Here is a 19,464-nt window from a genome sequence, read left to right as displayed (position 1 = left end):
GGCGTGACCGGAAGCGATCACGCCCGCGAGATGCGCGCGCCCTACGAGGTGGCGCGCGTCGTCGCGTTCGTCGACGCGGTCGTCGCGATCGCGATGACGCTCCTCATCCTCCCGCTCATGGAGAGCGTCAGCGAGGTCGCGGCCGCCGACGAGGACACCGCGCAGTGGTTCGCGGGGCACGACGGACAGCTCATCAGCTTCGTCATCAGCTTCGTCATCATCGCGATGTTCTGGATGATCCATCATCGCCTCTTCGTACGGGTCGACCATGCGACGCAGGGCCTCCTGTGGACGCTCATGGCGTGGCTGCTCACGATCGTGTGGCTCCCCGTCGCGACCGCCATCTCGGGACAGATGCCCGGTGAGGACCCCCTTGCGAAGACGGCCTACATCGGCAGCATGATCGCCACCTGCCTCACGTCGCTGGCGATCCGGCTGTACCTGCGGCGGCACCCGACCCTGCATCGCATTCCCGCCTCCACCATCACGGCGGGCATCGCCGCGGATGTCTCGACGGCCGCGCTGTTCACGATCGCCCTCGTGGTCGCGTTGACCGTCCCCGCGATCGGCTATTGGGCCCTCTTCATCATGCTGCTGGCCGGACCGGTGCAGGCGGTATTCGCCCGGGTGCTCGGAACGTCGCGAGGACGCGCGGCCTGACGGCCACTCGTCACCCGTGCTCGCGCACCCACGCCTCGGCGTCGGCGTGCGCGAGGTGCACCGCCTCGCCGATCCACTCCGAGCTCGTGTAGACGCGATCGGGACCGAGGCGATCGAGCAGGCCGCCGGCGGCGAGCTGGTTCCGGATCCGGTCGCCCGCCACCACGAGCCACAACGTCGAGCCGCGCTGCTCGAGGTCGTCGAGGTAGCGTCCCAGCACCGCGACCAGCGAGAGCCCGAGCTCGTCGATCCCGCGGAGCCGGAAGATGACCACCGAGCCGCGGGACGCGTCGACGACCTTCGGCAGCTGCTCGTCGAAGACCGGCGCCGTCGCGTAGGCGAGGTTGCCGTAGGGCTGCAGCACCACGACGTCGTGCGGCGGGACGACGGCCACCGGGTCGGTCTCGCGCATGCGCCCCTCCCCGTGGAACTCGAGCTGTCGCACCCGAAGCCGGTTCGACTGCTGCGCCACGAAGAGGATGATCGCGAGGCCCACGCCGATGAGGACCGCGAACTGCAGCGGCACCACGAGGGTGAGGCCGAACGTGACCGCCATGATCGTCGTCTGCAGCGCGCCCGTCTTCACGACCGACTGGATGCGCAGCGGCTTGATCGCCTGGATCCCGACCACGATGAGGAGGCCGGCGAGCGCGGGCATCGCGACGAGCGCGACCACGCCCGAGGCCACCAGGATGACGATCGCCATGACCGTCGACGCGATGAACAGTGCGAGGCGAGTCCGCGCTCCGGCGGCGACGAGGATGCCGGAGGCCGACGTCGACCCGCCGACCGGCATGCCGCGGAACACCCCGGACACGATGCCGCCCACGCCCTGGCCGACGAAGTTGCGCGAGGCGTCGGCCGGCCTGCCGTCGGGGTTCGGCACGCTGCCCGCGACGCCCGCGCCCTGCACGAGGCCGACGAAGGCGAGTGCGAACGCGGGCAGCAGCAGGTCGGGCACGTCGGCCAGGCTCGGGAGGACGGGAGCGGGGAGGGCGCTCGGCACGTCGGCGATGTCGCCGACGGTGAGCACCTCCCAGCCGAACGCGTACGTGAAGAGGGCCGCCAGCCCCGATCCGAGGGCGATCGCGACGACGAGCCCGAGCGCGCGGAGGGGGGTGCGCGTGAGCACGACGATGAGGGCGATCGTGACGAGGCCGACGACGAGCGTCGGCACGTGGAACTGCCCGAGGTGCAGGAACGTGTCCATCGCCCGCACGAGGCGGTTCGCCCCGCGTCCGGTGTAGCCGGTGAGGTTCGCCAGCTGTCCGAACACGATGTTGATCCCCACGGCCGTTACGAAGCCGACCATCACGGCGGTGGGGACGAAGCGCAGGAGCCGGCCGCCGCCGAGGACCCCCGCGAGGATCATGATCGCGCCCGTGAGCATGGCGAGCGTGTACAGCGCGCGGTCGGGGTCGGGCGACGCCGCGACGTCGCTGTCGGCGACGATGAGCGCCATCGCGCTCGTCGCGTTCACGGCCATGAACGTGCTGCTCGTGAACAGCGCCGCCCCGGCCATGCCGAACAGGAACGCGTACAGGCCCGCCACCGGGTTGACGCCCGCGAGCAGCCCGATCGCGAGCCCGTCGGGCACGCTCTCGACGCCGAGGATGGTGCCCGCCACGGCGTCCTTGCCGAGCGTCTCGCGCCGGAACACGCTGCGGATCGCCCGCCAACGGACGGCGACCCACGACTCGCGCGAAGGCGTCGAGGGCGGCGACGGCGACGACGGCTCGGCAGCCGCCCCCTCCGGCTCGTCCGGCGCCCCCACCATCGCGCTCCCCTCCGACCCCGAGGCTACGCCGGGTAGGCCTTGCCCGGGTTGAGCGTCCCGAGCGGATCCAACGCCTGCTTGATCGCGACGTGCAGCCCGATGACGCGCTCGCCGAGCTCCGCACGCGCGCCGGGCAGCTTCAGCAGGCCGACGCCGTGCTCGCCCGTGACCGTGCCGCCGAGCTCGCGGCAGTCGTCGACGATGCGGTCGAACGCGCGCTTCGCCCGCGCCTTCGCGTCGTCGTCGCCCTCGGGCGCGATGATCAGCGGGTGCAGGTTGCCGTCGCCGGCGTGCGCGATGTTGGCGATGACGACGTCGTTCGCGGCGGCGGTTTCCTGGATGCGGGCGAGCATCTCCGGCACGCGGCCGCGCGGCACGCAGATGTCCTCGGTGAGCACGGGCCCCAGCCGCTCGAGCGCCGGGTACGCGAGGCGCCGGGCGAGGAAGAGACGGTCGGCCTCCGCGGCATCCGCGGCCTGCTCGACCGACATCGCCCCGGCATCCGTCATGATGCGGGCGACGGATGCCGCGAGCGCATCGCCCGCCGCACCGACCTCGTCGACGCGGGCGAGCAGCATGGTGTCGGCGCCGTGCGGGAGGCCGAGGCCCTGCCACGCGTCGACGGCCTCGATGCAGGTGCGGTCGATGATCTCGAGCGCCGACGGCACGATGCCGGCCGCGGTGATCTTGGCCACGGCGACGCCGGCCGCCGTCAGCGAGCCGAACGAGCCGACGATCGCGCGGTCCTCGCGTCCGCCGAGTGGCAGCAGCCGCAGCGTGACCTCCGTCACGATGCCGAGGGTGCCCTCCGACCCGACCATGAGCGCGGTGAGGTCGTAGCCGGTCACGCCCTTCGCCGTGCGCCGGCCGAGCGACACGACGTCGCCGTCGGCGAGCACGATTCGCAGGCCGAGCACGTAGTCGCGGGTCACGCCGTACTTCACGCAGCAGATGCCGCCCGCGTTCGTCGCGACGTTGCCGCCGATCGTCGAGATCCGGTAGCTCGCCGGGTCGGGCGGGTACCAGAGTCCCTGCTCGGCGACCGCGTCCCTGAGCGTGTCGTTGATCACCCCGGCCTCGACCACGGCGTACCGCTCGGCGGCGTTCACCTCGACGATGCGCGTCATCCGCTCGAGCGACAGCACGATCGAGCGCGCCATCGCGTTGGCTCCGCCCGAGAGCCCGGTGCCTGCGCCGCGCGGCACGATCCGCAGGCCGGATGCCGCGGCGAGCCGCACGACGGCGGAGACGTCCTCCTCGCGCTCGGCGAGCACCACGGCGACGGGCGGCTCGAACGGCGCCCACTCGGCGTCGTCGTGCGCGTAGGCGTCGAGGGACGCAGCATCCGTCAGCACCTGGTCGGCGCGCAGCATCCGCCGCAGGTCGTCGCGGACGGCCTCGGGGTCGGCGGCTCCCGGGTCGACGGCGCTGTCGATGCTCATGCGGATGCTCCTCGCGTCGGCGGCCGGCGACGGCCGTGAGCCCATTCTGCGGGAACCGGCATCCGCCGACTACGGATGCGCGTGTCGTCGTCGGTGGGGCGGCAGCACCTGCACGTCGTGCAGGTGGGTCTTCCAGTCGGACGGCACGCGGTCGCGCGGCGCGGGCGAGCCCTGCTCGAGCGGGCGACTGGTCGGCGGCGCGAGCACCGGGCCGGGCACCTCCTGCGACGAGGCGTAGTCCCAGAACCAGTCCTCGCCCGGCTCGAACGACTGCGCGATCGGATGCCCCTGCTCGCGCGCATGCCGAGAGGCGTGCTGCTCGGGCGAGCTGTCGCAGCATCCGACGTGGCCGCACTGGGCGCAGCGGCGCAGGTGCAGCCACCACGTGTCGTCCGCGAGGCACTCGACGCACCCGTCGCCCGTGGGCGGCACGTCGGGGTCGATCGCCGGCGTCTCGTCGGTCATGGCAGCAGGCTAGCCCCGCGCAGGGCACGCCGGTGGGCGCCTCCGTGAACTCGCATCGATGGCTCTTCCCCAGCGCTCGCGCCGGTGCTAGCCTGCCGCTCACCCTGGGAAGGAGGGGGTCGCCCGGTCGAGGTCCCGCCTCCGCCGGTGCGCCGCCCAACGGAGCCGGGACCGACGAGACGGAGGTCTGCAGCGTGGACAACTTCTGGAACCTGTTCTGGTGGTTCCTGTGGGTGTGGGTGTTCGTCGCCTACCTCATGGTGCTCTTCTACATCATCGCCGACCTGTTCCGCGATCACACCCTGAACGGGTGGTGGAAGGCCGTGTGGATCATCTTCATGCTCTTCTTCCCGTTCATCACCGCGCTGGTCTACCTCATCGCTCGCGGGCGCGGCATGGCCGAGCGCTCGGGACGTGAGGCGGCGCAGGTCCGGACGGCGCAGGACGACTACATCCGCTCCGTCGCGGGCGCGAGCGCCAGCCCCACCGACGAGATCGCGAAGGCGAAGGCGCTGCTCGACGCCGGGACGATCGACCAGACCGAGTTCCAGGCGCTGAAGGCGAAGGCGATGAGCTGACGCCGCGCCTGCGCCGAGCGGCCCGCTCCCGGTTTCCGGGCGCGGGCCGCTCGCGTCAGAACCGCCGTGCGAACGGCAGCGGCGTGCGCATGCGCACGAGCAGCAGGATCGGGATGAGCACGTAGGGCAGGTTGAACGCGAGGAACTTCACCGGGTTCGGCGTGATCCACTCGGGCTCGCCGAAGAACTCGACGCCGAACACGATGACGCCCGTGATCGTCGCGATCATGGTCGCGTAGATGACGCTCGGCAACTGGATCCAGTTCCAGCCGCGGAACAGCGAGACCACGAGCAGCACGTAGAACACCGGGTACACGAACGCCGACAGCCCGGTGACGATGCGCATCCACACGGGCGGATCCATGAACAGCGGATCGGTGTCGTGCGCGTACCACCAGTTCGAGTTCACGAGGAAGTTCGGCGACGGCTGCGAGAAGTCCATGCCGAGCGTCGGCAGCATGTCGCTGATCATGCTCGTGACCGTGAACAGTGTGAACACGACGATGAAGAACCAGTCGAACGGCCGCTGCCGCAGCGGCAGGTTCGGCGGCCGGCACGGGTCGGCGCCCGCGCCCGGTTCGTGGGTGACGTTCGGAGCGTGGGCGTCGGTCGACGGCGCGGTCATGCGCATGGAGCGTAGCGGGTCATCCGCCCGCGGGACAGTGCTCGCCCACATGGTCCGGCGAGATCGGATGCCACGGGCGCCACGCGGCCTTCGCGCACGTCGTCGCTCCGGTGTCTCCGTCAGCCACGTTCCAGTTCCGCCTCATGTGAGGCGGATTCGACCTGTGCCGTGAGGGGACCGATGCCGCGTCTGGCAGACTCCTCGCATGCCCGACCCCACGACGCCGACCGATTTCGACGGGAACCCCGCCGAGGAAGGGTGGTACCCGGATCCCGAGGTGCCCGGAGTCATGCGCTGGTGGGACGGCGAGGCCTGGGATGATGACGACATCCGGCCGGCGGGCGAGGACGGGCACCCGTGGTGGACCCGGGAGGCGCTCCGTGAGCGATACGGTCCGCTCACTCCCAGAGGCTCGATCTTCAATGCAGTCCTGGCCGCGGTCGTCATCGCGACCCTCATCACGACGGGAGTCGCGTCCGACCCGGTCGCGATGGTGTTCCTGCTCGGCGTGCAGGCGGTCTTCGTCTACCTCGCGATCCGCGTCTGGCTCCCCTGAGATCCGACGCGTCGGATCGCCGAACCGCGTTCAGTCGTCGAGTTCGCGCAACGTCGCGGTGCGGGCGCTCGGGGTGTCGCCCGTGTTCACGGTGCCCTGCGGCTCGATGAGCAGCGCCGACACCTCGCCGTCGGCGCGAGGGCAGTGCTCCACGCCGCGGGGCACGACGTAGACGTCGCCCGGGCCGAGCTCGACGTCGCCGCCGTCGGCGTCGCGCTGCTGGATCACGAGGCGCCCCGACACCACCAGGAACAGCTCGTCGGTGTCGGGGTGCGAGTGCCAGGTGAACTCGCCCTGCGCCTTGAACACCTTGACGTCGTAGTCATTGACGCTCACGAGACGCCGGGGCGACCACGGCTCCGAGAACGAGTCGAGGGCGGTCTGCAGGTTGCGCACGGGCTGGGTCATGACCCGATCATGGCGGATGCCGCGAGGCGGCGGCATCCGAGTGCAGGACGAATCGACGACCCGCCGATGAGTCCCACGCGTCCACACGGCGTGCCGGCCGCAAGTTCCTGCATTCCCACCAGCGGGGTTGACGCGGCATCCGTGCCGACCTATGGTTAAGCAAATCATTACATAAGGAGTTGCTTACATGGCAGCCGCGGACGACGAGCTCAGCCTCGTGTTCCAGGCGCTCGCCGATCCGACGCGACGCGCGATCCTCTCGCGCCTGCACGTCGGGCCGACGACCGTCGGGGAACTGGCCGAGCCGTTCGCGATGAGCCGGCCCGCGATCTCGCAGCACCTCAACGTGCTCGAGCGGGCCGGGCTCATCGAGCGCACCGCGCACGCGCAGTGGCGCACCTGCACCCTGCGCACCGAGCCGCTCGACGAGGCATCCGAGTGGGTCGAACGTCACCGCGGCGAGTGGAACGAACGGTTCGACCTGCTCGACCAGCAGCTCCGCCGCATGAAAGGGGAGACCTCATGACCGAGCGCACGCAGGAAGCGCAGTTCACCATCACCCGCGTCTTCGACGCGCCCCGCGAGCTCGTCTGGCGCGCATGGACCGAGTCAGCGGATGCCGCGGAGTGGTGGCATCCGCGCGGCATCGAGATCAAGGAGGGGAGCGTCGCGATCGACGTCCGCCCCGGCGGACGGTACGCCTACACGATGGTGAACCCGGCCGACGGGGAGGAGTACCCGACCGTGGGCGTGTACCGCGAGGTCGACCCGCCGAGGCGGCTCGTCTTCACGTGGGCGTCGCCCGGCGACCCCGACGACACCGCGCCGCTCATCACCGTCGACCTGCGCGAGCTCGAGGGCGACCGCACCGAGATGCTCTTCCACCTGAAGGGGATCCACGCCGAGCCGGGCGACGAGGACGTCTACGACGGCTGGGACTCGGCGTTCGACCTCCTGGCCGAGCAGCTCACCGCGCGGGCGCGCTGATGGGTCACCTCATCGTCGAGCAGGTCGTGACGGTCGACGGCTACGCCGAGGACGCCGACGGCGGGATCTCGTTCTTCGGCGCGATGGGCGACGACCTCACGCCGAACGAGCCCGGACAGGTCGAGCTGCTCGAGCGCGTCGACGCCATCCTGCTCGGCCGGCGCACCTACGGGATGTTCGCGGACTACTGGCCGAAGGCGGATCCGGTCGTCGAGCCCGTGGCCGAGCCGATCGCCCGGCTGCCGAAGTACGTGGCGTCGAACACGCTCGACACCGCGCCGTGGGGTGAGGGCGCCATCGAGGTGCTGCGCGGTGAGGCGGCGGAGTCGGTGGCGGCGCTCAAGGACCGTGCGGGATCGATCATCGTCTGGGGCAGCCTCACGCTGACCGATGCGCTGTTCGCGGCCGGCCTCGTCGACGAGCTGCGGCTCCGCGTGGTCCCCGCGGTCATCGGGACGGGCCGCTCGTTCACGCCCGCCGGCCTGGGCGAACGCCGGCTCCGGCTCGACGACGTGGTCGCCTACCCGGGCGGCCTGGTCACGATGCAGTACGCGGTGCGGTGACGGCGGGGTCAGGAGCGACCGGGCGCGCGAGACATCCGTCGCGTGACGGATGCCTCGCCCCGCCGCCGCGGCTAGCGTGAACGGGTGACCGCCGCAGCATCCGGAGCCTCGCCCGTCGACTCAGTCGACGTCGTCGACGGCGCAGAGTGGAGGCGGCCGGGACCCACACCGGCGCAGCGGCGCAACGACGTGCTGCTCGCGCTCGTGCTCTTCGGCGGCACGCTCGGGAGCACCGCGCTGTACCGCGCCGCCGGCGTCGCCGACGGGGCGCCGTACTGGCACTCGGCGATCTGGGCCGCGACGATGTCGCTGCCGCTCGCGTGGCGCCGCGTCGCCCCCGAGATCGTCGCGATCACGGCCTCGGTCGCGTTCTTCGTCGGCGCGATGGCCGAGATCGGCGAGCTGCTGTTCTCGAACATCACCCTGTTCATCGCGATCTACACGCTCGGCGCGTGGGGGCGCAACCGCCGCGTCGCGCTGCTCGTGCGCGCCGGCATCGTGCTCGGCATGTTCGTGTGGCTCATCTGGGGGCTCGTCGTGGCGGCCAACGCCCCTGATCACCTGCCCGAGATGTCCCGCGAGGGCGGCCTCGTCTCGCCGTACGTCGCGTACGCGCTCATCAACGTGGTCACGAACCTCCTCTACTTCGGCGGTGCCTGGTACTTCGGCGACAACGCCCACCGGTCGGCGCGCGAGCGGGTCGCGCTCGAGCAGCGCACCGAGGAGCTCGCCGCCGAGCGCGAGCGCACCCGCGAGCAGGCCGTCGCGATCGAGCGGCTGCGCATCGCCCGCGAGCTGCACGACGTGGTCGCCCACCACGTGTCGGTGATCGGCGTGCAGGCGGGTGCGGCCCGGCGCGTCCTCGCACGCGACCCCGAGGCGGCCACCGCCTCCCTCACGGCGATCGAGCACAGCGCGCGCGAGGCCGTCGCCGAACTCCACGGCCTGCTCGGCACCCTGCGACAGGGCGATGGCGACACCGTCGACGGCGGCACGGATGCCCCGGCCGAGGCGGCCCCGCACGGACTCGACGACCTCCCCGAGCTCGTCGCCGAGTCGTCGGCGAGCGGCGTGCCCACGACGCTGGGCGTGATCGGGACGCCCCGCGAGACGAGCGGGCTCGTCGGCATCACGGCGTACCGGCTCGTGCAGGAGGCGCTCACGAACGTGCGCAAGCACGCCGGCGCCGGCGCCACGGCCGACGTGCGCGTGCGCTGGGCCGACGACGCGCTCGAGCTCGAGGTCAGCGACACCGGCACCGCGCGGACGGCGGCGACGCGACCCGGCGGACTGGGCCACGACGGCATGCGCGAGCGGGTCTCCGCGGTCGGCGGCGAGCTCGAGCTCGGTGCGCGCCACCGCGGCGGCTACCTCGTGCGCGCGACCCTGCCGCTGCGTCGCGCCGGGGCGGTCTCGTGACGATCCGCGTGCTCGTGGTCGACGACCAGGCGCTCGTGCGCGGCGGCTTCCGCACGATCCTCGACTCGGAGCCCGGCATCGAGGTCGTCGGCGAGGCCGCCGACGGCGCGGCCGCGATCACGGCCGTCGCCGAGCTCGACCCCGACGTGGTCTGCATGGACGTGCAGATGCCCGGCGTCGACGGGCTCACCGCGACCCGCGGCATCGTCGCCGAGCACGGCGACCGCCCCGCGGTGCTCGTGCTCACGACGTTCAACCGCGAGGACTACCTGTTCCAGGCGCTCGACGCGGGTGCGAGCGGGTTCCTGCTCAAGAACTCCAGCCCCGAGCAGCTCATCGACGCCGTGCAGGTCGTCGCGCGCGGCGACGCGCTGCTCTCCCCTGACGTCACGCGCAAGGTCATCGAGGCGGCCGCCGCGCGCCAGAGGGCGAGCGCCGACGCCGGCCGGGCGCCGCAGCCGCAGCCGCAGACGCAGCCGCAGCCGACGGATGCTGCGAGCCCGGCGTCGTCCGCACCGCGGCCCGCCGCGGCATCCGCGGTCGCCCCGCCCGTGCCGCCCGAGCTGGCGTCGCTCACCGAGCGGGAGCGCGAGGTGCTCGAGCTCCTCGCCGAAGGACGCTCGAACGCGGAGATCGCGTCCCGGCTGTGGGTCGGCGAGGCGACCGTGAAGACGCACGTCTCGAAGGTGCTGCAGAAGCTCGGCCTCCGCGACCGCGTGCACGCGGTGGTCTACGCGTACGAGCACGGCGTCGTGCGGCCCGCCTCCGCGGAGCCGGGCAGGCCGGAGGCCGGGGAGCGAGCAGCTCCCCGGCCTCCGGGTTGATCACGGCTGGAAGCCGCGGGGGTTGGGCAGCACCGTCACGCCGTCCGTCGACGCCGAGCCGGCCGGCAGGCCGGTCGCGCGCGCGGTGACCGTGAGCACGAGCTCCGTGCCCGAGATCGACGGGTTCACCTTCAGCGTGCCGTCCTTCGCCCACGGCACGACCCAGCCGTCGGCGGTCCACTGGTAGGTGAACCGGACGCCGTCGACGTCCCAGACGCCGGGGTCGGCCACGAGCGTGACGCCGGGAACCGGCGTGCCGACGATCGTCGGTGCCACGACGGCGACCGGCGCGCCAGGGCGCACCGTGATCGTCGTGGTCCCGGTCGCCGCGCCGAGCTTCGCCGTCAGCACGTGCTCGCCGGCGTAGGCCGGGAGCGTGACGGATGCCCCGTCGACCACGTCGGTCGCGCGCGAGCTCGTCACCGTGACGAGGTCGGTGACGTCGCCGAGGGCGGCGCCGTCGGCACCGAACGCGGCGACGGTGAGGTCGACCGATCCGCCCTTGTCCACGGTCGACGCGCTCGGCGTGACCGTGAGCGAGGTCGCGACGGATGCCACGTCCGCCCACTTGGCGTACGCGGTCGCGTCGTTCACGAGCACGGTGCCGAAGTCGTACGGCGTCGTGAGCGCGGCATCCGCGTACCAGCCCTGGAACACCCAGCCATGCTCGCTCGGAGCGGTCGGCGCCGTGGGCGCCGCACCGTACGCGACCGACTGCGGCGCGATCGCGTCGCCGTGCCCGCCGAGGTCGAACGCGAGCGACACCGGGTCGACCACGCCGAACGCGCCCGACGCGGCCGCGGCGGCGGGACCGCCGACGACCGGCAGCACCACGCGGCTCAGGGTCGTGTCAACCGTGACGTTCGCGTTGGCCGTGCCGCCGGTGTTGTAGCCCGAGAGGTTCGTCGTGACGACGATGCCGATGCGGTGACCGGCGGCGAAGGTGGTGTCGTACGGCTCGAGCGGGAAGTCGAACGCGTTCGCCTCGCCCGGGGTCACCGGCACGGCCGTGCCGTCGGCGAGGGAGAAGCGGTTCGACGAGTCGAGCGCGCCGCGCGAGGCCCGCCAGACGTCGGTCGTCTGCGAACGGAGCGCGACCTCGAGGTAGCACGCGTTGTCGTTCACGCTCTCGGCGCCCCAGCAGGTGCGGGTCGTCGTGTTGATGACGCCCTCACCCGTGCGCGACGTGCGGGTCGAAGGACCGTAGTCCACGAGCACCGTGCTGAGGTTCGCCTGCGCCTGTCCGAGGGAGGCGGTCAGCTCGACGCGCGTGGTGCCCGAGATGCGCAGCGGTGCGGTGAGCGGCTCGGAGAGGAACACGAGGCGGTTCGCCTGCGAGCCCTCCGGGCTGTTCATCGCGGTCGCCTCCGTGATCGAGCCCGACGGGCCGGTGAAGGTCGCCGAGGCGACGCCGTCGCCCGGCTGGAGGAGGAGGTCGCCCGCGGCGCCGGCCGTCGTGCCGGCGAGCAGCACGTCGACGTCGGACGTGCCGGGGACCGGCCAGCTCGCGACGTCCTCGAAGACGCCCGGGTCGGTCTCGACCTTGGCCATCTGCTCGTCCATGATGCCGTTGTCGATGCCCTGCAGCCAGTAGTCGTACCAGCGGTGGATGGTGTCGACCCACTCCGCGCGGTCGAACTCGAACGGGTCGGTGTGGCCGACCTTCGCAAGCCAGATCTTGCGCGGCACGTCGCGCTCGCCGAGCGCCTTCCAGTACTCGCCGACCTGACCCATGCGCACGTTGTCGTCGTTGAGGCCGTGCACGAGGAACACGGAGGCCTTCACGTCGTCGATCGTGAGGCGGTAGTCGCGGTCCGACCAGAACTGGTTGATGTCACCGGTCTCGTCGCCGTCGATCGCGTCCAGCGTGGCGCGAACGGGCGCGCACAGGGCGCGTCGGGCCGGGTTGGTGACGGTGTTCGACAGGCTCGACGGGTAGTTGGTGTTGTGCCGGATGCCGCCCGTGCGCGAGTAGCCGTACCAGTCCGAGATCGCCGAGATCGGCACGATCGTGCTGAGGCCCTCGACGCCCGTCGCCGCGACGCCGTTGGCGAGGGTGCCGTCGTACGACTTGCCCATCATCGCGGCCTTGCCGTTGTGCCAGCCCGCGACGGCGGCGGTGCCGTCGGCGTAGTGGCCGGCGACGCGGCCGTTCAGCCAGTCGATGACGACCTTCATGCTCTGGATGTCGCCGGGTCCACCGTGCATCGGGCAGCCGGTGGAGTTCGCGGTGCCGTCCATCTGGGCGAGGATCATCGCGTACCCGCGCGGGACGAAGTAGTTGTCGTAGAACAGCGGCCACTTGTCGTTGAGGCCGTCGCCGTCGATGTCCAGGATGAGCTGCGACTCGTTGCCGCGCCCGAGGGTCGTGTAGTACGGGCTCGTGTCGATGATCGCGGGAACCTTGAGGCCGGCGTCGCTCTCGGCCGGGCGCATGATCTCGATCGCGGTGATGTCGTCGACACCGTCGCGATCCTGGTCGACGCCCGCGACCGGGATGAACACCCGCTCGCGGATCGCCTGGGAGTAGTCGAAGACGGGCGCGGTGACGCCGTCGACGATGCTGAGCGCCGGAGCCTCGTCGGCGACGGCGGCGCTAGCCGGGAACAGGAGTCCGCCGACGAGCGCGGCGGTGAGGCCGGCGACGAGGCCGGCGGCCCCGCGGCGACGCGCGGGGGGCGGAGGAACCGTAGTAAGCGGTGACATGTCACATGTTTACAGGGGACCCCGAGCCCGGCGCTAGGAATGTTGCACAATTTCATGCGCCCGCAACACGGCGGGCGAGCACGGGAGAGCGGCTCAGCGCCGCGGGTCGGCGGCCGCCTGCTCCTCGGCGCCGGCCTCTGCAGCGGGCACCGACTCGGCGGTACCCGCGTACTCCGCGGACAGGATCCGATACGACTTCGTCGTGAAGGCGAGCAGCGCCAGCACGACCATGACGAGGCCGGAGAAGAGGAACACGAGCGCGATCCCGCGGGCGTCGCCGTCGCCGAGCAGCCAGCCCCAGGTCGCCTGCCCCTGGTCGGACTCCATGTACGGGATGATCCAGAACTGCGCGATCGGCGCGATGAGGAACGCCGTGACGGGCGCCGCCGCCGATTCGACGGCCGCGGCGAACCCGAAGACCCGGCCCTGGCGCTGGAACGGCACGACCTTCTGGATCACGGTCTGCTCGGACGCCTCCACCACGGGGATGATCGACATGTAGGCCCAGATGCCGAGGGCGTAGAGCAGCCACCACTCGCGGATCGTGAAGAGCGCGCCGAGCACCCCCATGCCGATCACGACGAGGAGCATCGTGCGGATCGGATTCCTGCCCAGTCCGAACTTCGCGATCACGAGCCCGCCGATGATGAAGCCGGTCGCGGTCACGCCGAGCACGATCCCCCAGACCTCGACGGTGAAGATCGTCAGCCCGTACGGATCCATGAGCGCCATGTAGACGCCGCCGATGAGGTTGTTCAACGTCGAGAAGAGGATGAGCGCGAAGAGGCCGGGCGCGCGCCGCACCGCCGCGACGCTCCCGCGGAAGTCGATCGTCGGCGCGCGCTCCCCCTCGGCCGGCTCGGGCCGCGCCTCGGGCACCTTCAGGAAGAGCAGGTGCACGAGGGCCACGAGCGTGAGGGCGATCGCGATCAGCAGCGTCCACCCCATGCCGAGGAGCCCGATCGCGAGGCCGCTGAACACGCTCGTCACGATGAACGCGACGCCCTGCACGGTGCCGACCAGGCCGTTGGCGTTGGCGTGCCGGTCCTCCGGAACGAGCAGCGTGACGGTCGTCGACAGCGCGATGTTGCGCATGTGCTCGACCACCGAGCCGAACAGGATGATGCCCGAGAAGGCCCAGAACCACGGCCCGCCGAGATCGAGCAGCGCCGACTCGGGCTGCAGCAGGTAGAGCACGCCCGCGATGACGAACGACCCGAGCGTCACGAGGCTCGAGAAGACCATGACCTGGAGCTTGCGGTGCCGGTCGACGATCGTGCCGAACAGCATCGCGAAGAACGCGATGAGCAGCATGTAGGCACCGCCGATGATGCCGGTGGCGAGCACCGATCGCGTCTCGAGGTAGACCCAGAACGTCAGCGCGAACCACAGGAAGCTGGTGGTGACGTTCGCGATCGCGGTGTTGACCAGCACCTGCAGGAACGTGCGCATGCCGTTCGGCGGCGGCTGCGGACCCGCCGCTCGCCCGGTCGCCGTTCCGGCCTCCGGTTCCGCCGCCGCATCCGTCGCTGCTGTCGCCCCCGCCTCGGGCACGTCCGTTCCCTCGGTCACCATGCGAGGGTAACCAGCCCCGCCGACATCGGAAACCCCTTGCCCCGATCGCGGCGCCTCCCCCGCGCGGCGGAGCCCCCGAACCATCCGGCCGACGGATGCCGCGCCGTCGCGGCATCCGTAGCGTGAGGCCATGCTCGAACTCCACGACCTCACGAAGCGCTACGGCGACCGCCTCGCGCTCGACGACGTGAGCTTCGCCGTCGGCGACGGCCGCCTCACCGGATTCGTCGGCGGCAACGGCGCCGGCAAGACCACCGCCATGCGGATCGTGCTCGGCGTGCTCGCCGCCGACTCCGGCACGGTGACGGTCGACGGCGCGCCGGTCACTCCGACCGACCGCCGTCGCTTCGGCTACATGCCCGAGGAGCGCGGCCTCTACCCGAAGATGCGCGTGCTCGAGCAGACGGTCTACCTCGCGCGACTGCACGGCTGGACGCCGGCCGCCGCGCGGCGCAACGCGACCGAGCTGCTCGAGCGGCTGGGCCTCGGCGAGCGCCTCGACGACACCGTCGAGTCCCTCTCGCTCGGCAACCAGCAGCGTGCGCAGATCGCGGCGGCCCTCGTGCACCGCCCAGAGGTGCTCGTGCTCGACGAGCCCTTCTCCGGCCTCGACCCGATGGCCGTCGAGACCGTGCAGTCGGTGCTGGCGGATGCCGCCGCGCAGGGCGCGCCCGTGCTCTTCTCGTCGCACCAGCTCGACGTGGTCGAACGCCTCTGCGACGACCTCGTGATCATCGCCGACGGACGCATCCGGGCCGCCGGCTCGCGCGAGGCGCTGCGGGCGGAGCACGGCTCCGAGCGCTGGGAGCTGCTCACGACGGGCGACGCCGGCTGGGTGCGCGGCATCCCCGGCGTCGAGGTCGTGAGCTTCGACGGCGGCTGGGCGCTGTTCGAGGCGTCGACCGAGTCGGCCCGCCATGCGGTGCTCGCCGAGGCCGTCTCGCGCGGCGATGTCGTGAGCTTCGGTCGCGAGCAGACCACGCTCGCCCAGATCTTCAAGGAGGTCGTGCGATGAGCCGGAACCTGACGGCGGCGCCGCCGCGTCGATCCACGGATGCCGCGGACGAGCGCCACGAGCCGCGCTTCACCGAGGCCGCGTGGCTCATCGCCGCACGAGAGGTCTCGTCGCGGCTGCGCAGCAAGGCGTTCGTGATCTCGACGATCGTGCTCATGGCCGCCGTGCTCGCCTCGGTGATCCTGGGGTCGGTGTTCGCGTCGAACAGCGAGCCCACCAAGGTCGCCGTCGTCGGCGCGGCATCCGGCGCCGTCGCCGACGCACCTGCGCTCGAGGCGGTGCCGGCCGACGACCTCGACGCCGCCGAGGCCATGCTCCGCGACGACGAGGTCTCGGCCATCGTGGCGCCGACCGAGCTCGTCGCGGCATCCGGCCTCGAGGCGACCTCGGGGGCGTCGTCGACGGATGCCGCGGCCGCCGGCCTCGACGTCACCGTCATCGGCCTCGACCAGGTCCCCGACGACGTGGCCCGCACGCTCGCCGTCATCCCGCCGATGGTGGTGCTCGACCCGGCCCCGGCGGATCCGCTCCTCGCCTACCTCGTCGCCTTCGGCTTCGGCATCGTGTTCTTCTTCTCGGCGCTCACGTTCGGGCAGACGATCGCGCAGTCGGTCGTCGAGGAGAAGCAGACCCGCATCATCGAGATCCTGCTGTCGACCGTGTCGGCCCGCGCGCTGCTGACCGGCAAGGTGCTCGGCAACAGCGTCATGGCGTTCGGGCAGATCATCGCGATCGGGGCGCTCGCGATCGTCGGCCTCGCCGTGACCGGCCAGCGGGTGCTGCTCGGGGGGCTCGGGGCATCCGTCGTCTGGTTCGTCGTGTTCTTCGTCGTCGGCTTCGTGATGCTCGCGGCCCTCTTCGCCGCGACGGCTGCGACCGTCTCGCGCGCCGAGGACATCGGGTCGGTGACCACGCCCGTGACGATGCTCGTGATGATCCCGTACTTCCTCGTCGTGTTCTTCAACGACAACGAGACGGTGCTCACGATCATGAGCTACGTGCCGTTCTCGGCCCCGGTGGCGATGCCGGTGCGGATCTTCCTCGGCCAGGCGGAGTGGTGGGAGCCCCTGCTGTCGCTCGTGATCCTCATCGCCACGACGGTCGTCGCGGTGCTCGTCGGCGAGCGCATCTACCGCTACTCGCTGCTGCGCACGGGCTCCCGGGTGCCGTTCTCGGAGGCGCTGCGGGGCTAGTCGCGCCCGTCCGCCCGCGCCGGCCCGCGCGTGGCATTCCGCGAACGATACACGAGGAATCCTTCCGCGGGAATGGCTGGACCTGCGCATGCCCGGGCAAGTACGGTCGGGAACAGGCGAGGGGGAGGCCATGACGACAGCGGATGCCGCGCGGCGGATGCCGTGGGTCCGCTACGCCCTCCTCGCAGTCGCCGGCGCCGGGCTCTGGCTCGCGCTCAGCCTCTTCGCGTCCTCGACGAGCGCCACGGCCGACGAGCAGGAGCCGAACGGGCTCCTCGGCGCCATGGGCTCCGTCGTGGGCGGGGTGACCGACGTCACCGGCGCGGCCGGCGACACACTCGGCGGGGTCGTCGACACGGTCGCGGCCCCGGTGCTCCAGCCCGTCGTCGAGCAGGCTCCCGCACCTGTCGCGCAGACGGCTCCCGTGGTCGTCGAGACAGCGACGGATGCCGCGGACTCCGCGGCCTCCGGTGCGAACACGACGGTCGGCACCGTCGTCAACGGACTCACCGGCACGCTCTCCGACGTGGCGGGCGGCGGCACGGTCGGCGCCGTCACGGCGCCCGTCACCGGGCTGCTCGACGGCGTGGTCGGCTCCGTCCCGGTCGTCGGCGGCCTGGTCGGCGACAACGCGATCGGCCGTGTGGTCGCTCCGGTCGCCGGACTCGTCGACGGCACGCTCGGCGCCGTCGTCGGCTCGACGGGCGAACTGCCCACCGACGGCACGGGCATCCTCCCGCAACTTCCCGCGATCCCGCTGTTCCCGGGCGAGGCTTCGGGGCCGGGGACCAACACTCCGGGGCTTCCCGGGCTTCCAGGTGACGGGTCGTCCAGCGCGGTCGTCGCCGTCGGCGGCCCGCCGGGAACCGACCTTCCGCCGCGCACCGCGCGGTCGTCGCTCGCCTCCGAGGCTGCTGCCGTACAGCTCAGCACCACCCTGCCCTCTGGTGGCCTCCCGCTCGGCGGTCGCGACCTCCCCGCCTCGCCCGCCGCGCCCGCAGGCAGCGGCGCAGGTTCGGGCGCAGCCGGCGCCGGCGGTGCCGGCGGGGCATCCGGAACCTCCGACGCGGCCTTCGCCGCGTTCGGCCTCGACGCGCTCGCGTCGCTGGTGCTGAACTCGGTCGACGACGAACTCCCGTCGTCGCCGGTGTTCGACACCGACACCACCCCTGACTGATCGGGGTCCGCTCCGCCTGCCGTTCGGCGGGTGGAAACGACATCGCTCCCTGCCCGGGAGCGACATCCGAATCCAGTCAGGAGGACTGAACAATGAAGCGATTGGCATTGAGGGCGCTGTACGCGACCCTCTTCGCCGGGGGGCTCACGCTCCTCGGAGCCGGCGTGGCGCACGCGTCCGAAACGGGCGGCGACGACGGCATCCTCTCGGGGACCCAACTCGGCATCTCGATCGAGGCCCCGGTCACCGTGAGCGGCAACGCGATCTCGGTCATCGGCGACTCGCAGTCGTCGGATGCCACGACCGCGGTCGCCACGGGTGGCGGATCCGATCCCGTCGCCGTCACCTCGGGTGACGACGGCATCGGCTCGGGCACGCAGGCCCTGATCGACGTCTCGGCGCCGGTCACGATCGCGGGCAACGCGATCTCGGTGATCGGCGACAGCTCGTCGAGCGATGCCTCGACGGCGGTCGTGACGTCGGAGCCGGCATCCGACGGCTGGTCGGCGACGACGAGCGGCGAGGACTCCATCCTCGGCGGCACGCAGGCGCTCATCGACCTGTCGGCTCCGATCACCGTCAGCGGCAACGCCATCTCCGTCATCGGCGACTCCACGTCGAAGGACGCCGAGACCTGGGTCGCCACCGGCGGCACCGGCCACGGCGACGGCGACGGCGGCGCCTGGACGTCCGGCGAGGACTCGATCCTCGGCGGCACCCAGCTGCTCGCGGACCTCGACCTCCCGATCACGGTCGCCGGCAACGCCATCTCCGTCATCGGCGACTCCACGTCGCGCGATGCGACGACGGTGGTCACGACGGGAACCGGGGGCGGTTCCGCCACGACGGACGGATCCGATGGGCTGCTCGGGGGAACACAGCTCATCCCGGACCTGTCCCTGCCCATCACGATCGGCGGCAACGCGATCTCGGTCATCGGCGACAGCACGACCGGCGGGGCGACGACCATCGTCGACCCGCCCGTCGACCCCGTCGACCCGGTCGACCCGGTCGACCCGGTAAACCCGACGGATCCGACCGACCCCTCGAACCCGACGGGCCCAGCCGGTTCACACGGCTCGGACGGCTCGGACGGGTCGACGGTGGCGTCGACGCACGGGACGAGGGTGATCCCGGCCGCCGCGACGCTCGCCTCCACGGGTGCGAACGTCGACCTCGCGGGCGTCGCCGTGCTGGTGCTCATCGCCGGCGCGGGACTGCTCCTCACGAGGCGGTTCTCGCTCCGCCGTTGATCGGATGAGGGCCCGGCGCCGCCCTACCGGCGCCGGGTCTCCTCCCGTCCCACCACGACTCCCGTGCCGCCGTTCGGGTCGGCGGCTCGGTGGGCCGCACCGGGGGCCGTGCAGGTGCCGGTGGCACTTCGGGGCATGCGATCGGCAGACCTCACGTCGGGTGCGGCGGGGTGGGGGGGGCACCGGCGGGGGCCCCCACCCCCAGCCCCCGCCGCGGACGAGGGCGCGGGGGACGCGCACG

The 19,464-nt window shown here is 71.9% G+C and carries 19 protein-coding genes; 12 read left to right on the top strand and 7 right to left on the bottom strand.

Annotation, left to right across the window (positions count from 1 at the left end; genetic code table 11):
- Positions 1 to 3 precede the first annotated feature (3 nt).
- On the top strand, positions 4 to 660 hold the full coding sequence (locus ACFVN5_RS02910; RefSeq protein WP_376953123.1) for a TMEM175 family protein: 657 nt from the start codon (positions 4 to 6) through the stop codon (positions 658 to 660).
- A 10-nt stretch (positions 661 to 670) separates the two neighbouring features.
- On the opposite strand, the gene ACFVN5_RS02905 is transcribed toward ACFVN5_RS02910, so the two are convergent.
- The 3 genes from ACFVN5_RS02905 to ACFVN5_RS02895 form a co-directional block, all read right to left on the bottom strand.
- Positions 671 to 2,437 carry a SulP family inorganic anion transporter gene (locus ACFVN5_RS02905; protein ID WP_376953122.1) on the bottom strand — a complete coding sequence of 589 codons (1,767 nt, stop codon included), beginning with the start codon at positions 2,435 to 2,437 and terminating at the stop codon, positions 671 to 673.
- Positions 2,438 to 2,460: 23 nt separating this feature from the next.
- Entirely contained in the window at positions 2,461 to 3,879 is a 1,419-nt protein-coding gene (locus tag ACFVN5_RS02900; RefSeq protein WP_376953121.1) for an FAD-binding oxidoreductase, read from the bottom strand.
- A 69-nt stretch (positions 3,880 to 3,948) separates the two neighbouring features.
- Complete coding sequence (locus ACFVN5_RS02895; RefSeq protein WP_376953120.1) at positions 3,949 to 4,344, bottom strand: UBP-type zinc finger domain-containing protein; 396 nt, start codon at positions 4,342 to 4,344, stop codon at positions 3,949 to 3,951.
- A gap of 257 nt (positions 4,345 to 4,601) precedes the next feature.
- Here ACFVN5_RS02895 and ACFVN5_RS02890 point away from each other — a divergent pair, with 257 nt between their 5' ends.
- A complete protein-coding gene (locus ACFVN5_RS02890; protein ID WP_376954299.1) occupies positions 4,602 to 4,922 on the top strand; it encodes an SHOCT domain-containing protein in 321 nt (106 codons plus the stop codon).
- A gap of 55 nt (positions 4,923 to 4,977) precedes the next feature.
- Here ACFVN5_RS02890 and ACFVN5_RS02885 read toward each other — a convergent pair whose 3' ends face one another.
- Entirely contained in the window at positions 4,978 to 5,547 is a 570-nt protein-coding gene (locus ACFVN5_RS02885; protein WP_376953119.1) for an EXPERA domain-containing protein, read from the bottom strand.
- A 205-nt stretch (positions 5,548 to 5,752) separates the two neighbouring features.
- Between ACFVN5_RS02885 and ACFVN5_RS02880 the strand changes: the two genes are divergently transcribed.
- Positions 5,753 to 6,103, top strand: a complete 351-nt coding sequence (locus ACFVN5_RS02880; protein ID WP_376953118.1) for a DUF2510 domain-containing protein — start codon at positions 5,753 to 5,755, stop codon at positions 6,101 to 6,103.
- A gap of 30 nt (positions 6,104 to 6,133) precedes the next feature.
- On the opposite strand, the gene ACFVN5_RS02875 is transcribed toward ACFVN5_RS02880, so the two are convergent.
- Complete coding sequence (locus tag ACFVN5_RS02875) at positions 6,134 to 6,511, bottom strand: cupin domain-containing protein (RefSeq protein WP_376953117.1); 378 nt, start codon at positions 6,509 to 6,511, stop codon at positions 6,134 to 6,136.
- A gap of 187 nt (positions 6,512 to 6,698) precedes the next feature.
- Here ACFVN5_RS02875 and ACFVN5_RS02870 point away from each other — a divergent pair, with 187 nt between their 5' ends.
- The 5 genes from ACFVN5_RS02870 to ACFVN5_RS02850 all read left to right on the top strand — a co-directional run bounded on the left by ACFVN5_RS02870 (position 6,699) and on the right by ACFVN5_RS02850 (position 10,304).
- Positions 6,699 to 7,037, top strand: a complete 339-nt coding sequence (locus tag ACFVN5_RS02870; protein ID WP_376953116.1) for an ArsR/SmtB family transcription factor — start codon at positions 6,699 to 6,701, stop codon at positions 7,035 to 7,037.
- Entirely contained in the window at positions 7,034 to 7,498 is a 465-nt protein-coding gene (locus ACFVN5_RS02865; RefSeq protein WP_376953115.1) for an SRPBCC domain-containing protein, read from the top strand. The genes ACFVN5_RS02870 and ACFVN5_RS02865 overlap by 4 nt, the downstream gene beginning before the upstream one ends.
- Positions 7,498 to 8,061: a dihydrofolate reductase family protein gene (locus tag ACFVN5_RS02860; protein WP_376953114.1), complete on the top strand. Its 564-nt coding sequence runs from the start codon at positions 7,498 to 7,500 to the stop codon at positions 8,059 to 8,061. The genes ACFVN5_RS02865 and ACFVN5_RS02860 overlap by 1 nt, the downstream gene beginning before the upstream one ends.
- Before the next feature lie 84 nt (positions 8,062 to 8,145).
- Positions 8,146 to 9,480, top strand: a complete 1,335-nt coding sequence (locus ACFVN5_RS02855) for a sensor histidine kinase (RefSeq protein WP_376953113.1) — start codon at positions 8,146 to 8,148, stop codon at positions 9,478 to 9,480.
- Positions 9,477 to 10,304: a response regulator gene (locus ACFVN5_RS02850; RefSeq protein ID WP_376953112.1), complete on the top strand. Its 828-nt coding sequence runs from the start codon at positions 9,477 to 9,479 to the stop codon at positions 10,302 to 10,304. The genes ACFVN5_RS02855 and ACFVN5_RS02850 overlap by 4 nt, the downstream gene beginning before the upstream one ends.
- On the opposite strand, the gene ACFVN5_RS02845 is transcribed toward ACFVN5_RS02850, so the two are convergent.
- Positions 10,305 to 13,010 carry a CocE/NonD family hydrolase gene (locus ACFVN5_RS02845; protein WP_376953111.1) on the bottom strand — a complete coding sequence of 902 codons (2,706 nt, stop codon included), beginning with the start codon at positions 13,008 to 13,010 and terminating at the stop codon, positions 10,305 to 10,307.
- A gap of 93 nt (positions 13,011 to 13,103) precedes the next feature.
- On the bottom strand, positions 13,104 to 14,462 hold the full coding sequence (locus tag ACFVN5_RS02840; RefSeq protein WP_376954298.1) for an MFS transporter: 1,359 nt from the start codon (positions 14,460 to 14,462) through the stop codon (positions 13,104 to 13,106).
- Positions 14,463 to 14,715: 253 nt separating this feature from the next.
- On the opposite strand from ACFVN5_RS02840, the gene ACFVN5_RS02835 reads away from it, so the two are divergent.
- The 4 genes from ACFVN5_RS02835 (at position 14,716) to ACFVN5_RS02820 (ending at position 19,223) form a co-directional block, all read left to right on the top strand.
- The gene (locus ACFVN5_RS02835) at positions 14,716 to 15,600 is read left to right on the top strand and encodes an ABC transporter ATP-binding protein (protein ID WP_376953110.1); all 885 of its coding nucleotides are present in this window, start codon (positions 14,716 to 14,718) and stop codon (positions 15,598 to 15,600) included.
- Positions 15,597 to 16,793: an ABC transporter permease gene (locus tag ACFVN5_RS02830; RefSeq protein ID WP_376953109.1), complete on the top strand. Its 1,197-nt coding sequence runs from the start codon at positions 15,597 to 15,599 to the stop codon at positions 16,791 to 16,793. The genes ACFVN5_RS02835 and ACFVN5_RS02830 overlap by 4 nt, the downstream gene beginning before the upstream one ends.
- Positions 16,794 to 16,923: 130 nt before the next feature.
- Complete coding sequence (locus ACFVN5_RS02825) at positions 16,924 to 17,970, top strand: hypothetical protein (RefSeq protein ID WP_376953108.1); 1,047 nt, start codon at positions 16,924 to 16,926, stop codon at positions 17,968 to 17,970.
- A 92-nt stretch (positions 17,971 to 18,062) separates the two neighbouring features.
- The gene (locus tag ACFVN5_RS02820) at positions 18,063 to 19,223 is read left to right on the top strand and encodes a chaplin family protein (protein WP_376953107.1); all 1,161 of its coding nucleotides are present in this window, start codon (positions 18,063 to 18,065) and stop codon (positions 19,221 to 19,223) included.
- Positions 19,224 to 19,464: the final 241 nt, after the last annotated feature.

The sequence above is a fragment of the Agromyces sp. NPDC057865 genome, assembly GCF_042796995.1.
Taxonomy (GTDB): domain Bacteria; phylum Actinomycetota; class Actinomycetes; order Actinomycetales; family Microbacteriaceae; genus Agromyces.
Note: the sequence above shows the minus strand (reverse complement) of the source record. Positions and strands in the feature narration are given on the sequence as shown.